The organism is Actinobacillus succinogenes 130Z (assembly GCF_000017245.1).
GTDB lineage: Bacteria > Pseudomonadota > Gammaproteobacteria > Enterobacterales > Pasteurellaceae > Exercitatus > Exercitatus succinogenes.
Genome location: NC_009655.1, coordinates 580,529 through 598,243, shown reverse-complemented (window position 1 = coordinate 598,243; position 17,715 = coordinate 580,529). Strand labels below are relative to the sequence as shown.

The 17,715-nt window shown below is 44.6% G+C and carries 17 protein-coding genes and 2 tRNA genes; 6 read left to right on the top strand and 13 right to left on the bottom strand.

Annotated features, from left to right (window positions below):
* Nucleotides 1–256: 256 nt before the first annotated feature.
* Complete coding sequence (locus ASUC_RS02830) at nucleotides 257–1,006, top strand: MlaA family lipoprotein (RefSeq protein ID WP_012072299.1); 750 nt, start codon at nucleotides 257–259, stop codon at nucleotides 1,004–1,006.
* A gap of 11 nt (nucleotides 1,007–1,017) precedes the next feature.
* Nucleotides 1,018–1,512, top strand: coding sequence for a YfbU family protein (locus tag ASUC_RS02825; protein ID WP_012072298.1), 495 nt, complete (start codon nucleotides 1,018–1,020; stop codon nucleotides 1,510–1,512).
* Nucleotides 1,513–1,662: 150 nt separating this feature from the next.
* Here ASUC_RS02825 and ASUC_RS02820 read toward each other — a convergent pair.
* The 5 genes from ASUC_RS02820 to mutY form a co-directional block, all read right to left on the bottom strand.
* Nucleotides 1,663–1,738 (bottom strand) — tRNA-Asn (locus tag ASUC_RS02820).
* 5 nt (nucleotides 1,739–1,743) lie between these two features.
* Nucleotides 1,744–1,819, bottom strand: a tRNA-Phe gene (locus ASUC_RS02815).
* A gap of 289 nt (nucleotides 1,820–2,108) precedes the next feature.
* Nucleotides 2,109–3,185 carry a membrane-bound lytic murein transglycosylase MltC gene (mltC, locus tag ASUC_RS02810; protein WP_012072297.1) on the bottom strand — a complete coding sequence of 359 codons (1,077 nt, stop codon included), beginning with the start codon at nucleotides 3,183–3,185 and terminating at the stop codon, nucleotides 2,109–2,111.
* Between the two features lie 9 nt (nucleotides 3,186–3,194).
* A complete protein-coding gene (locus ASUC_RS02805) occupies nucleotides 3,195–3,467 on the bottom strand; it encodes an oxidative damage protection protein (RefSeq protein WP_012072296.1) in 273 nt (90 codons plus the stop codon).
* Nucleotides 3,460–4,581, bottom strand: coding sequence for an A/G-specific adenine glycosylase (mutY, locus tag ASUC_RS02800; RefSeq protein ID WP_012072295.1), 1,122 nt, complete (start codon nucleotides 4,579–4,581; stop codon nucleotides 3,460–3,462). The genes ASUC_RS02805 and mutY overlap by 8 nt, the downstream gene beginning before the upstream one ends.
* A gap of 141 nt (nucleotides 4,582–4,722) precedes the next feature.
* On the opposite strand from mutY, the gene trmB reads away from it, so the two are divergent.
* On the top strand, nucleotides 4,723–5,481 hold the full coding sequence (gene trmB, locus ASUC_RS02795; protein WP_012072294.1) for a tRNA (guanosine(46)-N7)-methyltransferase TrmB: 759 nt from the start codon (nucleotides 4,723–4,725) through the stop codon (nucleotides 5,479–5,481).
* Nucleotides 5,482–5,504: 23 nt separating this feature from the next.
* Complete coding sequence (locus ASUC_RS02790; RefSeq protein ID WP_012072293.1) at nucleotides 5,505–5,849, top strand: YggL family protein; 345 nt, start codon at nucleotides 5,505–5,507, stop codon at nucleotides 5,847–5,849.
* A gap of 61 nt (nucleotides 5,850–5,910) precedes the next feature.
* Here the strand turns inward: ASUC_RS02790 and ASUC_RS02785 are convergent, their stop codons facing one another.
* The 4 genes from ASUC_RS02785 to ASUC_RS02770 all read right to left on the bottom strand — a co-directional run bounded on the left by ASUC_RS02785 (nucleotide 5,911) and on the right by ASUC_RS02770 (nucleotide 10,554).
* Entirely contained in the window at nucleotides 5,911–7,158 is a 1,248-nt protein-coding gene (locus ASUC_RS02785) for an O-antigen ligase family protein (protein WP_012072292.1), read from the bottom strand.
* A 77-nt stretch (nucleotides 7,159–7,235) separates the two neighbouring features.
* Nucleotides 7,236–8,315 (bottom strand): class II fructose-bisphosphate aldolase, encoded by a 1,080-nt coding sequence (fbaA, locus tag ASUC_RS02780; protein ID WP_012072291.1) that lies wholly within the window; start codon nucleotides 8,313–8,315, stop codon nucleotides 7,236–7,238.
* A 103-nt stretch (nucleotides 8,316–8,418) separates the two neighbouring features.
* On the bottom strand, nucleotides 8,419–9,594 hold the full coding sequence (gene pgk / locus ASUC_RS02775; RefSeq protein WP_012072290.1) for a phosphoglycerate kinase: 1,176 nt from the start codon (nucleotides 9,592–9,594) through the stop codon (nucleotides 8,419–8,421).
* A gap of 129 nt (nucleotides 9,595–9,723) precedes the next feature.
* Entirely contained in the window at nucleotides 9,724–10,554 is an 831-nt protein-coding gene (locus ASUC_RS02770; RefSeq protein WP_012072289.1) for a ribonuclease T2 family protein, read from the bottom strand.
* A 67-nt stretch (nucleotides 10,555–10,621) separates the two neighbouring features.
* Here ASUC_RS02770 and ASUC_RS02765 point away from each other — a divergent pair, with 67 nt between their 5' ends.
* On the top strand, nucleotides 10,622–10,882 hold the full coding sequence (locus ASUC_RS02765) for a YfhL family 4Fe-4S dicluster ferredoxin (RefSeq protein WP_012072288.1): 261 nt from the start codon (nucleotides 10,622–10,624) through the stop codon (nucleotides 10,880–10,882).
* 186 nt (nucleotides 10,883–11,068) lie between these two features.
* Nucleotides 11,069–11,653: a D-sedoheptulose 7-phosphate isomerase gene (gene lpcA, locus ASUC_RS02760; RefSeq protein ID WP_012072287.1), complete on the top strand. Its 585-nt coding sequence runs from the start codon at nucleotides 11,069–11,071 to the stop codon at nucleotides 11,651–11,653.
* A gap of 141 nt (nucleotides 11,654–11,794) precedes the next feature.
* On the opposite strand, the gene acrB is transcribed toward lpcA, so the two are convergent.
* The 4 genes from acrB to ftsN all read right to left on the bottom strand — a co-directional run bounded on the left by acrB (nucleotide 11,795) and on the right by ftsN (nucleotide 17,681).
* Complete coding sequence (gene acrB / locus ASUC_RS02755) at nucleotides 11,795–14,884, bottom strand: multidrug efflux RND transporter permease subunit AcrB (protein ID WP_012072286.1); 3,090 nt, start codon at nucleotides 14,882–14,884, stop codon at nucleotides 11,795–11,797.
* Between the two features lie 16 nt (nucleotides 14,885–14,900).
* Nucleotides 14,901–16,097: a multidrug efflux RND transporter periplasmic adaptor subunit AcrA gene (gene acrA, locus ASUC_RS02750; protein ID WP_012072285.1), complete on the bottom strand. Its 1,197-nt coding sequence runs from the start codon at nucleotides 16,095–16,097 to the stop codon at nucleotides 14,901–14,903.
* Nucleotides 16,098–16,124: 27 nt separating this feature from the next.
* Nucleotides 16,125–16,691 (bottom strand): TetR/AcrR family transcriptional regulator, encoded by a 567-nt coding sequence (locus tag ASUC_RS02745; protein WP_012072284.1) that lies wholly within the window; start codon nucleotides 16,689–16,691, stop codon nucleotides 16,125–16,127.
* A 168-nt stretch (nucleotides 16,692–16,859) separates the two neighbouring features.
* A complete protein-coding gene (gene ftsN, locus ASUC_RS02740) occupies nucleotides 16,860–17,681 on the bottom strand; it encodes a cell division protein FtsN (RefSeq protein ID WP_012072283.1) in 822 nt (273 codons plus the stop codon).
* Between the last annotated feature and the right edge of the window lie 34 nt (nucleotides 17,682–17,715).

Sequence of the window (17,715 nt, the reverse complement as noted above, 5' to 3'; positions counted from 1 at the left end):
GCGTTATGCGGACGCGATAATTTACCGGATTCGCTGATAAATTTTAGCTGACACCGGCTAAATTCTGCTTATTTTAAAGGACAACGCCACTTGATTCAAGCAAATTCGCAAACGCTTAAATGATTATTTATGCTTTATTTTTGCATAAAAATTCATTTCATGGAAGATAAGAATGAAAAAAGTGCGGTGAATTATTTGCCAATTCCGGAATAACTCATTTACAATGCCGGTATTGTTTTTACCACAGGATACCCTCATGAAAAAAACTCTCCTTTTAATAACCGCACTTTTAGGCGCCGTCACGCTAACCGGTTGCAGTAACACACTAGATCCCGTTACGGGTGAACGAAACGATCCGTTACAGGGGTTTAACCGTACCATGTGGGATTTCAATTACAAGGTACTCGATCCCTATCTATTAAAACCTGCCGCTAAAGGCTGGGACGCTCTGCCTGCTCCGCTAACCACCGGCTTATCCAATGTTGCCGATAACCTTGACGAACCCGTCAGCTTCGTGAACCGTTTATGGGAAGGCGAAGGCCAAAAAGCCATGGTACATCTAAACCGCTTCATTATTAACTCGACTTTCGGGTTAGGCGGTTTAATCGACTGGGCAAGTTACAGCGATCCGCTTAAAATCGAGCATCAACGTACCTTCGGCGACACCTTGGGCAGCTACGGCGTCAATCCCGGCACTTATATCGTTTTGCCGGTGTACAATGCCACCACACCACGCGAATTAACCGGTGCGGCGGTAGACAGCGCTTATACTTATCCGTTCTGGCATTGGGTGGGCGGCGCTTGGTCGTTAGCGAAATACGGCGTACAGGCGGTGGATAATCGTGCCAAAGCTATGGATAAAGAAGCTTTACTGGAGCAAGCGACGGATCCGTATATCACGTTCCGTGAAGCTTATTACCAAAACTTAGAATACCGTGCTACGGACGGTAATGTGAAAGCAAAAGAAAGCGGGCTTTCCGAAGAAGATTTAAATAGTATCGATTAGGAGTAATCAGTATGGAAATGACCACCACACAACGTTTGATTTTGGCAAACCAATACAAGCTCATGGGATTGCTTGACCCCGCCAATGCGAAAACCTATGCCCGTTCGGAAGCCATTGTCCGCGGCGGTTTCAGTCTTGAATTGAAAGCACTGGATAATGAATTTAACAATCTTTCCGTAGAAGAATGTCAAACCGTGCTTGATACGCTTGAAATGTATAAAGCATTGCAGGTTTCTTACAACAATTTAACCGACAAGGCGGAAGTCACGGAACATCGCCTGAAATTCGCCGGTTATTGTGCCGTACGCGAGAAAAAATATCTGAACTATCTGCGTTTTATCACCGGTACGGAGGGTAAATATCAGGAATTTATGCATTGCGAACACGGTTGCGATTCGCAAACGCCTATGTGGGATAAATACACTAAAATGCTGGATGTATGGCGCAACTGTCCGCACGGCTACCATTTGAGTATTCAGGAAATCCAGAAAATTCTGAATGCTTAAACTTTTGCGGTTTAATTATTAATTAAAGGATTGAATTCTTAAAATTCAATCCTTTTGATTATGAGACTTAGATTGCGGTTTATTCATAGCAAACTCAGTCGTGAAAAAGCAAAAACCCGTTAGTCTTTCGACTAACGGGCCTTCTAAATATGGCTCCTCCTGCGGGACTCGAACCTGCGACATATGGATTAACAGTCCACCGTTCTACCGACTGAACTAAGGAGGAATAGATGGTGCCTCGAGGCGGAATCGAACCACCGACACGGGGATTTTCAATCCCCTGCTCTACCGACTGAGCTATCGAGGCATTTAACGCTCATCGCGTCAACACGGGGCGTATTAAACCGTATTTCAGACTTCAGGTCAACACTTATTTTTTAAAATAATATAAAAAAATACCGTTTGATTGTTTAACGCTCAAAAAGCATAAAAAGCAATCAGGATTTGGTTAAAATTTACCGTTATGATGAATAACAAACCGCATCACCGAATTTTATAACAAAATATCCGTGATTTTGACCGCACTTTTCTTCATTCTGCGGCGACAAAAAATCCTTACGGCATATACCGTAAGGATTTTTACTATATTATCCGATTTATCTTACACGGCGATAACTACGCTGCGCTTTATCCACTTTCACCAAATAATTTCTTGCCTGAGCGGACGGATGACCGGTGGTTAAAATACGGTAAACCTGTTCCGGTTGCATTCTATTAATGATGTAAATCGCCTCGTCCGGATCATCGCTGAATACCCGTAACACTGCGCCGGCACCGCTATTATAAGCCGAAATCATAGCATAACGCATTGATGTCGGATTCTGAATACCGGCCAAATATTCATTTCTCAGTAACCACAGGTAAGAAGTTCCCGCATCCACGTTTTTAGCCGGATCGAACAGATAGCTTTTACTTGGCTGACCGCTGCGGCCTTTCATTTTGAATATGTCACGTCCGGCGGAATGCGGTACAACCTGCATCAAACCGATAGCATTGGCATAGCTGATTGCGTACGGGTTAAAACTTGATTCCGTTTGCATAATGCCCAGAATCAGGCTTTCATCAATACCGTATTGACGCGAAGCCTTGCGGACGAACGGCAGATATTTTCTGGCACGGATGTTCACATGGTTTGCGATCATCTGAATAGAAACAAATTGTACGGTACGCCCGTTGTTTAAACGACGTTGCTGCAATTTATTCTGAATCAGGTAGGTAGCGAAATTATTCGCAACATTTACGTTCGTAATAGACTGCCCGAAATTATTCACTACCTGGCCTACCAAGAAAGGGCGGGAGCTGATCGGCGTATCACCCGAAGCAAACAAATCGATACCTTTCGCGTCGGATCCCATTAATAACGTATGCACAATTGCACTGTGCAAACGGTTCACATCCGCCAGCGTTTCAATGGTAATCATACCTTCGTCAAAGCTGATATGGCTACGGGTATAATAACTATCGTTGTATTTTACGTAGTCTTTACGGCTTGCTACCAATAACTCGTTCACACCCCAAATCTGATCGATATTTTGTGAAAATTGCCCGGTCAGTAAATCCAGACCATGCGTATCCTTGGCAAACACGTCATCATAATTTGCACGATCTGACGAACAGGCATACAAAAACGGTACAATCGCTAGAATCAGTAATTTTTTTAACGTAATCTTCATATTTCTGAATTATTTTTCCGGTGGAACATAGCCTTCAATATGCACATCTTTGCCTTCAAATAAAAAATTTACCATTTCCTGTTCAAGTAATTTACGATGTTCGGCATTCATCATATTCAGTTTTTTCTCATTCACCAGCATAGTTTGTTTTTTCAGCCAATCGCCCCACGCCTGTTTGCTGATATGCTCGAAAATACGTTTACCCAACTCGCCCGGATATAATTGAAAATCCAGGCCTTCTGCTTCTTGCTTTAAATGTTCGCAGAATACGGTTCTAGCCATAACTATGTCCTTTTTTAAATTGAAGTAATAAATTTTTGACGGGGGTTGCCAACCCGATTTGATCAGGATTTTGCAAATCATACCAATATTTGACCGCACTTGATACCGAAGATTGGTATTCTCGCGGGTTTTCTTCGATTTTTTTCCAATCGCTGCGATCTTCGTCACGTTTTTTCGGCGTAAGTTCAGCATAAATAGGATAAATATCCAAATGGAAATGACTGAAAGTATGGCGGAATCCCGTCCACTCCCGATATGTTGTGACGCCCTGCTGACGCAGATAATCCAGCAATTCGGATTTGCTGTCGAACTGAGGAAAACAATACAATCCGCCCCACAATCCCGTACTCGGTCGCTGTTCCAGTGCAATTTTACCCTCATGTTCCAATAACAGAAAATAACCCGTTCGTTCCGGCAGGCTTTTCTTCGGTTTTTTCGCCGGATAATCTTTCCACGCCTCCGTCAAACGTGCGCCGCACTTCTCTCTCAACGGACAAAGAGCGCATTTCGGCTTGGAACGGGTACATACCAACGCGCCGAGGTCCATCATCGCCTGATTAAAATCCGCAGTACGATCTCTGGGTGTCACCTCGGCACTTAACCCCCACAACCGATCTTCCACTTTTTTATCGCCCGCCCAGCCTTCAACCAGAAAATAACGGGCAAGCACCCGCTTCACATTGCCGTCTAAAATCGGATAAGGTTGCCCCAATACGGAAGACAAAATCGCGCCCGCCGTGCTACGACCAATGCCAGCCAGCGACCACACCTGTTCAAATTCCGTCGGAAATTCGCCTCGAAATTCATCCCGAATCTGCTGAGCTGCCTTATGCAGATTGCGAGCGCGGGCATAATAGCCTAATCCCATCCACAAATGCAGTACTTCGTCCTGTGAAGCATCCGCAAGTGCGGTCACATTCGGAAAGGTTTCGATAAACCGTTCAAAATAAGGAATCACCGTCGCCACTTGAGTTTGCTGCAACATGACTTCCGACAGCCATACACCGTACAGGGTTTTATGCTGCTGCCACGGCAAATGCTTGCGTCCGAACTGTTCAAACCAAGCCAAAACGGCGCGGGCAAAAAGCGAAGATGAAAAAGATTGAGCTTGCATAAAAATCCTAATCCTAAATTGAAGGCTGAAAATTCTAACACAGCTATAAAACGAACAAAACGTGAAAAAATTTGACCGCACTTTGCAAAAAACGGTAAAAACCGTATAATCCTCCGCCAATTTAACGATAACGAAAAATTTATGACAGAACTCAAAAAGACTTTTGCCGATCAAAAGCGAAAAACCGTCGAAACCGCTGAATTTACCGAGGACGGACGTTATAAACGTAAAATCCGCAGCTTCGTTTTACGTACCGGACGTTTAAGCGAATACCAACGTCAAATGATGAATGACAATTGGTCGAATTACGGCTTGGACTATCAAACCGAACCTTTTGATTTTCCGGCTATTTACGGTAACCACAACCCGGTCATTCTGGAAATCGGCTTCGGCATGGGAAAGTCTCTGGTGGAGATGGCACAACAAAATCCCGATAAAAATTATCTCGGCATTGAAGTGCATACGCCGGGGGTGGGCGCTTGTCTGGCCTACGCGCTGGAAAAAGGGATAAAAAATCTACGGGTGATTTGTCATGACGCCACGGAAATTCTGCGCGATTGTATTGCCGACCGTTCCCTTGGCGGTTTACAACTGTTTTTCCCGGATCCCTGGCATAAAGCGAAACACCATAAACGCCGCATTGTGCAACCGCAGTTTGTGAAAACCGTGACACAAAAACTCACATCCGGCGGCTTTATTCATTTCGCCACCGACTGGCAAAATTATGCCGAACATATGCTGAACGTGTTACAATCCGTGCAAAGTGCGGTCGGAATTCGCAATATTTCCGAAACCGGTGATTTCATTCCCCGTCCTGATTTTCGTCCGTTAACCAAATTCGAACAACGCGGGCAAAAACTCGGGCACGGCATTTGGGATTTATATTTCATCAAAAATTAACCACCACATAACAGGAGAATATTATGGCTATCAAACGTAATGCGCGCCAACGTAAAAAAATGCACTTGGCCGAATTCCAAGAACTGGGCTTCTTAGTAAACTGGCAATTTGCGGAAGGCACCGCCATTGAGACCGTCGACGAAGTGGTGGATCGCTTTATTCGCGAACTCATCCAGCCCAACGGTCTGGCTTATGAAGGCAGCGGTTACTTACGCTGGGAAGGGTTGGTTTGTCTGGAAAAATTAGGCAAATGCGATGAATCTCACCGCAAATTAGTGAAAGACTGGTTGGAAGCCAACGGCGTTCAACAAGTGGAAATCAGTGAATTATTTGATATTTGGTGGGATTATCCGGTTAAAAACGCCTGAATTCCGGCACCTAGTGCCATCATAAAAAACAGCACGGTAACGTGCTGTTTTTTTTACGGTATTATTTTGGGGATTCGGTTTGAGCAGATTCCGTCATAGAATACAGTACAAACGCTAAAAAGAAATAAAACATTTGCGTGGCGTGTAAAGAGAAAAAGGCTTCGCTCATGCCGTAAAACAACACGGCGACCACATGAACAACGCCTAACGCACCGATAGTTTTTTGATTTAAATCCGCAGATTTAGCCGTCCGCCAGAATTTACGCAAAGGCACGAAAAATACGAGCAATAACGATAACAAACCGAAAATTCCGTTTTTCGCCAAACTGTCCAGATAAAGATTATGGGCATGAGCATAAATACTGGCGGATTTCGCCATTTTGCCTTCCGTCGCATAGCGTTTAAAGTGCGTTTTGAACGCATCTTCTCCCACACCGGCTAACGGATGTTCCTGTGCTATCATTAATGCGCCTTTCCACATTTCAAAACGCGCACCAATAGAGGTATTCGGGTTATTTTTCTCGAAATAATTTACAATATCGCTATGTGCCTGATGAATACGCTGGCTTACTTGCGTTTGCGGAATCATAAATAATACCACGGCCCCTACAACCACCAATGTACACAAACCGGCTAAGAATTTTTTAGAAAGTTGCTGACGAAAAATATAAATCAGTACAAGCAGTACCGGTGGCAAACTAATCCACCCGCCGCGTGCTGTGGACAGCACGCTGGCGCCTAACCCGCCCAAGATACCGAGTAAGCAAAGTGCGGTCAGAATTTTCTGTTTTTTCTTCAGTGCATAAAAGAATAAAGGAAAAGATAACCAGCCTAAAGATAACGCCATATCACCGGCTTGAATATGAATCATATTACCGAAGGGTAAACGTAAACCGAGATACAGACGATCATAAGCAGCAACGACAAAGCCAATGACGGCACTGCACGGAATGGCGATAAATAAGGCGTTCAGACAAATTTTAAATTTCCGCAACAGGAAATATGTAGGTAAAAACGCCAATAACTGGCTTACGACATCCACGTGTCGCCAACGATCATCATGAAAACCGAACGTAATCAAACGGACGATAATATAAAACAATACGGCATAACAAAACCATTTATCTTCTTTTGTTAACGCGAAGGATTGTTTATTTTTCAAAAGCGTAAAACTATATGCCAATCCCAGCAACACTAAAGCGATGAACGCTGCGTTATGCACGGGTTTAAGGACAAAAACGGTTAAAATAAATGCTGCCGTGAGCACGTTCAGCCAAATAGGCAATTTTTTAAATCTAAGCAGTTGCATAACGGATCCCGTAAAACAAAAAAGACCGCACCTTTATACCGAAGGTGCGGTCTTATTCTAGCCTATTTTAACAGGAATTATAATACGTCGACGCAGTTTAAATCTTGGAAAGATTTTTCTAAGCGTTTAGACATGGATTCTTCCATCTTACGTAACCAAACACGCGGATCATAGTATTTTTTATTTGGTGCGTCAGGGCCTTCAGGGTTGCCTAATTGACCTTGCAGGTAAGCTTCGTTTGCTTTGTAGAATTGAAGAATACCGTCCCAAGCCGCCCATTGGGTATCGGTGTCAATGTTCATTTTGATGGCACCGTAGCCGATGGCCTCGCGAATTTCTTCGGTTGAAGAACCTGAACCGCCGTGGAATACGAAATTAATCGGTTTGGCCGCAAGATTGCGTTCTTTCGCTACGAATTCCTGGGAAGCCCCTAAGATAGACGGTTTTAATTTTACGTTGCCCGGTTTGTAAACGCCGTGTACGTTACCAAATGCCGCAGCCACAGTAAAACGGGAACTTACCGGATTTAATTGATCATAAACATATAATACGTCTTCCGGTTGGGTATATAAACGTGATTCATCCACATCAGAATTGTCTACGCCGTCTTCTTCACCACCGGTAATACCGATTTCGATTTCAAGGGTCATACCCATTTTGTCCATGCGTTCCAGATATTTACGGCAAATCGCCATATTTTCTTCCATTGGCTCTTCCGAAAGATCCAGCATATGCGAAGAGAACAACGGTTTACCGGTTTCGGCAAAATGTTTTTCACCTGCGTCTAATAAGCCGTCCACCCATGGCAGTAATTTTTTTGCGCAGTGATCGGTGTGAAGAATCACCGGCACGCCGTATTCAGCGGCTAAAGTATGTACGTGTTTTGCACCGGCGATAGCACCTAACACATCCGGACGAATGCCGCTTGCAGGTTTCACGCCTTTACCTGCGTAGAATGAAGCGCCGCCGTTAGAGAATTGAATAATTACAGGCGCTTTTACACGTGCTGCAGTTTCTAAAACAGCGTTGACAGAGTCTGAGCCCACACAGTTTACTGCAGGAATTGCGAAGCCGTTTTCTTTTGCGTATGCAAATACTTTTGAAACGTCATCGCCAGTTAATACGCCGGGTTTTACGATGTCTAATAATTTAGCCATTTTTGTTTTTCCTTTTATGTAGGGTGCGTTTGCCCACGCACCGTAAAATAAAAATTGTACTTATTTTCCCCTGCTGCAGAAAGAGGGGGGAAGTTAAAAGAAATTAACCGTTTGCACGTTTCTCTAAAATTTCAACTGCCGGCAAGACTTTACCTTCCACGAATTCTAAAAATGCGCCGCCACCGGTTGAGATATAAGAAATTTTATCTTTGATACCGAACAAATCGATTGCCGCTAATGTGTCACCGCCGCCTGCGATAGAGAATGCGCCGTTTGCCGTTGCTTCTGCGATAGCATTCGAAACCACTTCAGTCCCTTTACGGAAGTTCGGGAATTCAAATACCCCCACCGGACCGTTCCAAAGAATAGTTTTCGCCGATTTGATGATTTTCGCTAATTCTTCAGCGGATTTGTCGCCGATGTCAAAGATTGATTCGTCCGCCCGTACTTCAGTCACGGATTTTTCAGTCGCCGGTGCGCTTTCGGAGAATTCCGTACCGACGCGTACATCAACCGGCACCGGAATGTTAGTGGCAGCGGCTAAACGTTTCGCTTCCGGGATTAAATCCTCTTCATATAAAGATTTACCCACATTATGACCTTCCGCAGCAATAAAAGTATTCGCGATACCGCCGCCCACGATTAATTGATCCGCAATTTTTGAAAGAGAATCCAACACAGTTAATTTCGTGGAAACTTTTGAACCGCCCACAATCGCCAACATCGGACGTTGCGGTTCTTTTAACGCTTTACCTAATGCGTCTAGTTCCGCCGCTAATAACGGACCGGCGCAAGCAACCGGTGCATATTCCGCTACGCCGTAAGTCGAAGCCTGCGCACGGTGTGCCGTACCGAAAGCGTCCATGACGAATACGTCGCAAAGTGCGGCATATTTTTTACCTAATTCAGGATCGTTTTTCTTTTCGCCTTTGTTAACGCGTACGTTTTCAAGCACCACGATTTCGCCTGCTTGCACATCCACCCCGTCCAGATAGTTTTGCACTAAGCGGACAGGCACGCCAAGCTCCGCATTATTTAAGTAATCAACCACCGGTTGTAATGAATCTTCCGGTTTGAATTCGCCTTCGGTCGGACGACCTAAATGAGACGTAACCATCACTTTCGCGCCTTTTTCCAACGCAAGTTTAAGTGTCGGGATAGTCGCGCGGATACGTGCATCGGACGCCACTTTACCGTCTTTTACCGGCACGTTTAAATCGGCGCGAATAAAAACACGTTTTCCTGCTAAATCCAGGTCGGTCATTTTGATTACTGACATAATTTATCCTCTTCTGGTTAAATAATAAAATTTTTGCATTTAAATATTATACTCAGTTATGGCTAGGTTGTAACTGTTTCAGATCAAATAATTGAGATTTATTTGCAAATACGCTTAATCGTTTCACCTTCAACGGGACGGGCAATTTATCGCGTTCCAGTTTAGATCGTAACAGATAAAAAGTTCCTGACGGCTGGCTTGCATAAACACGTTTTTCAGCGGCGGATTATGCTGTTTCATCCAACGGAATAAGGCTTTGCGATCCATATTCTGTGTCGGCAAAGTTAAACTCCGGAATAACTGCCGTTGCTTTTGGAAATAGGCGTCCGCCGATTGAAAGGCGCAAGCGCCGTGCTTTTCCCATTCTCCCTGCAATAAAACCGCACTCGGACTATCTGATAAATACTTTTCAATTACCCGAGAATCCACCGGAGGCAAATCACCGCGGCAAAAACGCGGATGATCCGCCGTCCCGCGCGCCGCGCGGTTTTGCGGCCACAACCCGTGGATCACCCAACCGTATTGGCGTTGCATCCCGCATTGTTGCTGTACCGAAGGCGGCAGATTGCCGCCGAATTTTTTGGTTTGAGAATCACAAAATGCCGGCGACCAAGACAGCACTAACATGTAATAATCCACAGGAGCATGGGCATTTTGTCCGATCGCATCGTCGCGCATGTTGTAATCGTAATCCGCCGAAACATTGGCTTGCTTACGCGTATCCGTCTGTCGGCGATTAGTCGTCGCGTCATTACTATCAATTGAATCGGCTGCTGAAAAAACATCGTTTTTTCTGACCGCACTTTGCGTTTTTTGTCTCGTTTTATCCTGTTTTTGCTGCTGTTGCGGCAGATTTTCTGGTGTCGTTTCATTGGGAATTAACCGTTGCGAAAAATAAAAATACGCCGCCAGCAACGCCACCGCTCCGATACGAATCCATTTCAAATATTTTTGATTCATTTTTTACCTTTAATTTTAGCCCTGATTTCTTTATAATCGCCGCACTTTTTGTTAACCGAAGATCACCATGGCATTACTCATTACAGACAAATGCACAAACTGCGATATGTGCCTGCCGGAATGCCCGAACGACGCCATTTCCGTCGGTGACGAAATCTATGTAATCGACCCCGCGCTGTGCACGGAATGCGTCGGTCATTATGACACGCCGACCTGCCAAAAAGTTTGTCCCATCACAAAATGTATTATAGCGGATCCTCAGCATGTGGAAAGCAACGACGAACTATGGGAAAAATTCGTGCTGATTCACCATGCGGACAAACTTTGATTATCAGAAGAATCCCCAAAGTGCGGTCAAAAAAACGAGAGTTTTTTGAACTTTATGTTATCGTCGATTACAAATTTTTTACGGGCAAAACGAATTGTTAAGCCGTAGTCGCGTACCGACGAATTTTGCTATACTACTTTGCCCGCAACCTCTCATTGCGGGCGTACCGATTCAAAGGAGAACTTCATGTATTTAGACCAAATCAAAACGGAATTACTAGAAGCGCAAGACGTGCTGCAAAAATTTATTGCGGACGAAAACAATATTAAATTAATTCAACAGGCGGCATTACTGATTTCCGACAGTTTCAAACAAGGCGGTAAAGTGCTTTCCTGCGGCAACGGCGGTTCCCATTGCGACGCCATGCACTTCGCCGAGGAATTAACCGGCCGTTACCGTGAAAACCGTCCCGGTTATCCGGCTATCGCCATTTCCGATGTCAGCCATTTAAGCTGTGTCAGTAACGATTTCGGTTACGATTACGTATTCTCCCGTTATGTGGAAGCGGTCGGCAAACCCGGTGACGTATTGTTCGGTTTATCCACATCCGGCAATTCCAAAAACGTGTTAAACGCAATTCAAGCGGCAAAACAAAAAGACATGAAAGTGATCGCGATGACAGGGAAAGACGGCGGGGAAATGGCGGGTTTAGCCGATGTGGAAATCCGCGTACCGCATTTCCGTTATGCGGATCGCATTCAGGAAATTCACATTAAAGTGATCCATATTTTGATGATGTTGATTGAATTTGAAATGGCGAAAGACGTTTAATTGTCAAGAAACTTTTCTAACATACAAAAGTGCGGTCGGAAACGATCGCATTTTTTATTTCATTAAATTTCCCTGAAAACAGGCAAAAAAATAACCGCACTTTAAAAGTGCGGTTAAAACTTAACGCATTTTTACACTGAATTAGTGGCTTTCGCCCTGACTGATTCTCGGTGCGTTTTCATCGAATTCCGGTAACGGTTCGTGATCGGATCCCAGATAAGTGTAAATCACCGGTAACACGAATAAGGTAAACAAAGTACCGATAGCCAGACCGGCTACCACCACAACCCCCATGCTGAAACGCATGACGGCACCGGCGCCGGAAGCATAAAGCAACGGCACGAGACCGGCAATCATCGCCGCCGTCGTCATTAAGATCGGACGCAAACGTAATTGCGCGGCGGTCATAATAGCTTCCATCTTGTTTTTACCGTGATTAAGCTGTTCTTCTTTCGCCACTTCGCACATTAAGATACCGTGTTTGGTGATTAAGCCGACCAGCGTAATCAAACCGACTTCGGAGTAAATATTGAGCGTAACCCCCGTTACACCGAAGAAACTGAGCAAGTTCAAGACCAATAATGCGCCTGAAATCGCCAACGGTACGGAAACCAAAATGACCATCGGATCACGAATGGATTCGAACTGAATCGCTAATACCAAGAAGATGATCAGCACCGCCAAAATAAAGGTGGTTGCCAATGCGTTACCTTCCTGCACCAGCTGACGGGCTTCGCCTTTCCAGTCGTAAGAATAACCTTGCGGTAAATCCTTCGCCGCCTCCTGCAACCATGCAATCGCATCACCTGTCGTTGTCGTCGGTGACGGTACCATTTGAATTTCAGCCGCATTCAACTGACTGAAACGCGGTAACGAATACGGTTGCGGTTCCAGCGTGACATCCAACAAGCTGCTTAACGGCACGCTTTCACCATTGCTTGCGCTGATGTAATAATTCTTCAAACTTTCCGGCGATAAACGGTTTTCGCGTTTCACCTGAGAAATCACTTTATAGGCACGACCGTCGATATCCACTCGGGTAATTGTCGCTTCCGATAGATAATAACCCAAGGTGCTTGCAATCTGCTGCATGGTAATACCGTAGGTTCCCGCTTTCTCTTTATCTACTTTAATACGCATTTGCGCAACGTCGTATTTCAAGGTTAAGTTTGAATATACGAATTTACCGGATTTACGGATTTTGTCTAAAAACGTCTCGGCAACTTGCGCCAATTCCTTGGTGCTGCCCGGCGAACTTAACACGATAACTACCGGCGGTCCCTGTTCCCCGGTTTCAATTTCAGGGAACGCAAAAGCTGAAATGGATACTTCGGGAATTTCTGCTGCTTTCGCCGTTAATTCGGCCATTACTTCCGCCTGAGTACGACTACGTTCGGACCAATCCTTTAAGGTAGTAATAACCAACGCTTGATTGGTATTCGGCGCACCGGCAATCACCTGAGAATATTGTTTTTCCGGCGTGTTATCCAATATTTCTTCATATGGTTTGGTTGCCTGCTGCACGTAATCTACGTTAACGTTGGACGGTGCCGTAACCATCCCCAGAAAACCGCCTTTATCTTCCGTCGGTGTTAGCTCACTGGATAAAGCGGTAAACAACACCGGTAAAGTGGCGAAAATAATTACTGCAAACAATAAAATGGCCTTACGGGTTTGCATAACCAAGCCGAGTATATAAGTATAAATGTTGGTTATCTTGGTTAAAGTGCGGTTAACTTTCTCCTCGAATTTCGAACTTTCATGTTTCAACATTTTGCCCGACATCATCGGCGAAAGCGTTAAGGCAATAATCCCCGAAATAAATACCGCTCCCGCCAGCGTTAAAGCGAACTCTTTAAACAAGGTACCGGTAATTCCCCCCATTAACGCCATAGGCGAGTATACCGCCACCAAGGCAATGGTCATGGAAATAACAGGAACGGCAATCTCGCGGGTACCGATAATCGCAGCCCGGAACGGCGTTTCGCCTTCTTTGATATGACGATCGACATTTTCCAGTACCACAATAGCATCATCCACCACCAAGCCGATAGCGAGGATCATGGCAAGCAAGGTCATTAAATTAAGTGAAAAATCCAATGCCTGCAGTAAAAATACCACCCCGATTAAGGAAATCGGAATAGTAATAATCGGAATCAAAATAGCGCGTAACGAACCGATAAACATCATAATCACCACCAACACAATCACCACCGCTTCCACAATGGTGTGAATTACATCGTTGATAGAACTGTTAATGGCTACCGTACGGTCATAAAGAATATCCGATTCAATACTGTTCGGCAGATTCTTTTTAATGGTGTCATATAGCGGACGAATCTTATCGGCGACATCTAACGGGTTTGCATTGGATGTCGGCTCGATCCCCAATACCACCGCATCGGAGCCGTTTGCCGCTGCACGGGTATTATCGCTTTCTTTATTTAACTCTACATCGGCGACATCTCGTAAACGAACCAGTTTTTCACCGTCGGAATAAACGATTAAATTACCTAAATCTTCCACCGTATTAGTGGTAGTTTCCACTTTGTTACGGTAAACGTTAAAGTAACCTTTGTCGTTACCTGCTGCAGTCTGTACGTTATTATTAGCTAACGCGGTAGCAATTTGAGAAGCGGAAAGATTTTGTGCCGCCAATTTTTGCGGATCCAGCCAAATACGCATGGCGTATTCCGCCGCCCCGTACACGTTTACCTTCGCCACACCTTCAACAGTAAACAACTGCGGTTTCACTACGCGTTCAATATAGTCGGTAACTTGGCTTGGATGCAGTTTATCGGAACGGAAACTAATATACATAATCCCCGAACCGCCGGTTGAAGAGGTTAATGTCGGGTCTTCAATACCGCTCGGTAATTCTGAACGGACAGACTGTACCTTGGATAATACGTCGGCCAAGGCTGAAGCCGGATCGGTATTCAGTTTCATTTTTACCGTGATGGTAGAAGAACTCGGTGCACTACTGGAAGATAAATAATCGATGTTATCCGCCTGCGCAATGGCCTCTTCAAGCTTTGATGTCACGAATGCCTGAATTAAGCCTGCATCCGCCCCTGCATAAGTCGTACTCACGGTAATTACCGTAGTCGTCATTTTCGGGTACTCACGTACCGACAATTTTGAAATAGCCTGCAAACCGAGAATGACGATCAGCAGACTAATACAAATCGCCATCACCGGACGCTTAATAAAAATATCTGTAAATTTCATTCAAACAATCCTGAAATTAAAGGTTGGTTTTGGTTGCAGGCTGAACGGTACCGACGCCTTCTTTATCGGCGACCGTTACCAGACTGCCGTTACCCAAACGCTGTTGTCCGCCGGTGACGATAATATCGCCGGCTTTCACTTCGTCACCTTTCAATTGTGCATAAATACCCTGACGGTCTTTCGTAAATACGGTAATTTGCTGGGCACGATACATTTTGCTTAAGTTTTCGTTATCTTTCAGTTTTTCTTTATCTTCATCGGATAACGGCCGTAACACATAAGCCATTTCACCATACATATTGTAGGTAATCGCCACCTGCGGAATCACAATTTGTTCTCTTTCCGTCGGTAGAGCCAAACGCAAACGGGTGAACATACCGGATAACAGTTTTTTGCCGTCTTCCGGTTCAAATGTCGCCTGTACATCAATTAAGCCGGTGGACTTATTGATTGCCGGTTCAATCGCTGTAACTTTCGCCGCAAAAGTTTCCCCTAAACGGGCATCGGACGTAGCCGTTACTTTCTGACCGATATGCAGATTCTCCAAATCGTTTTGCGATACGGAGAAATCCACTTTCATGGAACTAACGTCTTCTACCCGTACGATTTCCGCGCCGGTCGAGATATATTGACCTTCGTTGACTTGAACGATACCGGTGACACCATCATAAGGCGCAACGATTTTACGGCGTTCAATGGTAGCTTTTAAAGAATTAACGTTTGCCACTAATTGATCTAAAGTCGCTTTCGCATTATCCAATTCGGTCTGTGATACGCTTTGTGATTTGATCAAGTTCGCATAACGTTGATAAGTTAAACGCGCTGCCGGCACTTGCGCTTCAGCGGCACGTAAACTTGCCACTTCCACATCATTATCAAATTCGACCAGCACATCGCCCTTTTTCACAATTTGACCCGATTTAACCAGAATTTTCTTAATCGTTCCCGAAGCTTGCGCGCTTAACATAGATCCTTGATTAGGACGAACCAGACCGGTGGTATTAATCACCGGTGTCCATTCACGCGGTGCAACCGTCATTGCCGTTACCGGACTTGCTGTTTCCGGCATATTGGCAATAGCTTTGCCAATCATAATTTCTTTAAATTTGTTCAAACCGATGACTAGCGCGAACACTAACACCGCAACAGCTAGCCCTACTTTCAAAAAGAAAGTATGCGAACGTTTCGGTTTGTTCGTTTGAAGTTGAGACATAAAAACTCCGTAAAGTTAAATTACAATTTATTTTTTCAGGGAACGCCAACTGCGCTCAATAATGTTTTCCAGAACGTCATCTGCAAGTTCAAGCTTAAAATAAATTTTATCTTTTGCTAAATTTACTAAATGCTCAAGCCCTAATGAAAACAACACTTTAATCGGCAAATCGCACATTTCATTTGCAGCGATTGCTTTTTGACAAAAAATAGCCCAATGACTTTCTTGATCCAGTTCCGCACAAATATCAATAAAAGTGGGTAGAGACCAATATTGGCTCATATTCTTCAACTGAATAGGATTATTCAATAGATAATGCCAAACATTCCACCACATTGTTCGATATTGTTCAAAATAAGATACGTCTTCATCATAATTTTTTTCCAGCTCTTGGTTGAAAAGCGTGAATACGCGACGCGCAAGCTGTTCTAACAATTTATCTTTACTTTCAAAGTAAAGATAAATGGTACCGGCTGAAATTTTTGCCTGCTTGGCAATTTTTTGCATCGATAGGTTCTGCAACCCTCTGTCCGCAATTAATTGTTCCGTTGCAACCAAAATTTGCTCCGCCATATCTTTATCAGATTGGTGCATAAGACAAATCCTAAGTGAGATTAAACATAGAACAAAAAGCGGCAGAAATGCCGCTGAATGAACGTTCGTTCATTTTAATGATTTTTTGTTGATAAGCAAGCGTTAAGATGAAAAAAGTGCGGTCAAAATTTTTTATTTTTTACCGCACGTTCAATTTTATGAACCTAATTACATCCCGATAATCACGCAACTCGCCACTGAGCCGGCTTGTTGTTGTGCGCCTGCAGCCGCCTGACGATCGCCGATCGGACCAACCAACACACGGTTCCATTTGCCGCTTTCGGTAATGCGCGCATTCAACCCTGTCATCGCTAGCTTCGCCTGCAAAGCTTCCGCTTTCGCGCGATCGTTAAAGGCGCCGCACTGTAAACCGAATTTACCGCCGGAAGCTTTAGCCGAATTGGATTTGGCGGTTTCGGCTTTTTTCGCCGCCTGTTGTTTGGCTAATTCGGCCTTTTTGCGCTCTTCCTCTTTTTTAGCTTGCTCTACGGCTCTTTTTTCGGCTTCCGCTTTTGCCCCTGCTTCATCCGCTATACCTGCCGCCGGTGACGTAGCCGTTGCCGCAACGGAAGTCGCATCTGTTACCGGAACGGTTTGCTGAGCACCGTTTTCCGCCGCTTTAGTCGCCCGTTCCAGCGCCGCTTTTTTCTCGGCTTCTTCCAAACGTCTTAAATCTTCTTTTTGTTTTTCACTTAATTGCGCTACTTTTTCCAAGGACGCCTGACTGTTATCCGTCGGCACGGTGCGGCGCTCCAATTCTTTAATGTACGACCAGCTTTCTTCCGGTCGGCTGGGTAATTGGCTTTTCGGTTTCACCTGTTCCACCGCTAATTCTCTAGACTGCGGTTCCGGCGCTTTTGTGGTTAAAAAATAAAGCCCCAATGCAAATCCCAAAACCACAACGCAGGCGATAGTTAGCAAGACGGATTTTCCTAATCCGGCTGATTTTTTCTTTTTGGTGCTGCGCGCAGCATAATCTCGTTGTGCCACAATAAAACCTTAATATTTTCCGAAAAAATGAATA

Excerpts from the sequence above, each read along its gene's own strand:
- acrB (WP_012072286.1), bottom strand. The coding sequence starts at position 14,884 with ATGAAATTTACAGATATTTTTATTAAGCGTCCGGTGATGGCGATTTGT.
- fbaA (WP_012072291.1), bottom strand. The coding sequence starts at position 8,315 with ATGGCTAAATTATTAGACATCGTAAAACCCGGCGTATTAACTGGCGAT.
- ASUC_RS02765 (WP_012072288.1), top strand. The coding sequence starts at position 10,622 with ATGGCATTACTCATTACAGACAAATGCACAAACTGCGATATGTGCCTG.
- ASUC_RS02805 (WP_012072296.1), bottom strand. The coding sequence starts at position 3,467 with ATGGCTAGAACCGTATTCTGCGAACATTTAAAGCAAGAAGCAGAAGGC.
- mutY (WP_012072295.1), bottom strand. The coding sequence starts at position 4,581 with ATGCAAGCTCAATCTTTTTCATCTTCGCTTTTTGCCCGCGCCGTTTTG.
- lpcA (WP_012072287.1), top strand. The coding sequence starts at position 11,069 with ATGTATTTAGACCAAATCAAAACGGAATTACTAGAAGCGCAAGACGTG.
- acrA (WP_012072285.1), bottom strand. The coding sequence starts at position 16,097 with ATGTCTCAACTTCAAACGAACAAACCGAAACGTTCGCATACTTTCTTT.
- mltC (WP_012072297.1), bottom strand. The coding sequence starts at position 3,185 with ATGAAGATTACGTTAAAAAAATTACTGATTCTAGCGATTGTACCGTTT.
- pgk (WP_012072290.1), bottom strand. The coding sequence starts at position 9,594 with ATGTCAGTAATCAAAATGACCGACCTGGATTTAGCAGGAAAACGTGTT.
- ASUC_RS02830 (WP_012072299.1), top strand. The coding sequence starts at position 257 with ATGAAAAAAACTCTCCTTTTAATAACCGCACTTTTAGGCGCCGTCACG.
- trmB (WP_012072294.1), top strand. The coding sequence starts at position 4,723 with ATGACAGAACTCAAAAAGACTTTTGCCGATCAAAAGCGAAAAACCGTC.
- ASUC_RS02770 (WP_012072289.1), bottom strand. The coding sequence starts at position 10,554 with ATGAATCAAAAATATTTGAAATGGATTCGTATCGGAGCGGTGGCGTTG.
- ASUC_RS02825 (WP_012072298.1), top strand. The coding sequence starts at position 1,018 with ATGGAAATGACCACCACACAACGTTTGATTTTGGCAAACCAATACAAG.
- ASUC_RS02785 (WP_012072292.1), bottom strand. The coding sequence starts at position 7,158 with ATGCAACTGCTTAGATTTAAAAAATTGCCTATTTGGCTGAACGTGCTC.
- ASUC_RS02745 (WP_012072284.1), bottom strand. The coding sequence starts at position 16,691 with ATGCACCAATCTGATAAAGATATGGCGGAGCAAATTTTGGTTGCAACG.
- ASUC_RS02790 (WP_012072293.1), top strand. The coding sequence starts at position 5,505 with ATGGCTATCAAACGTAATGCGCGCCAACGTAAAAAAATGCACTTGGCC.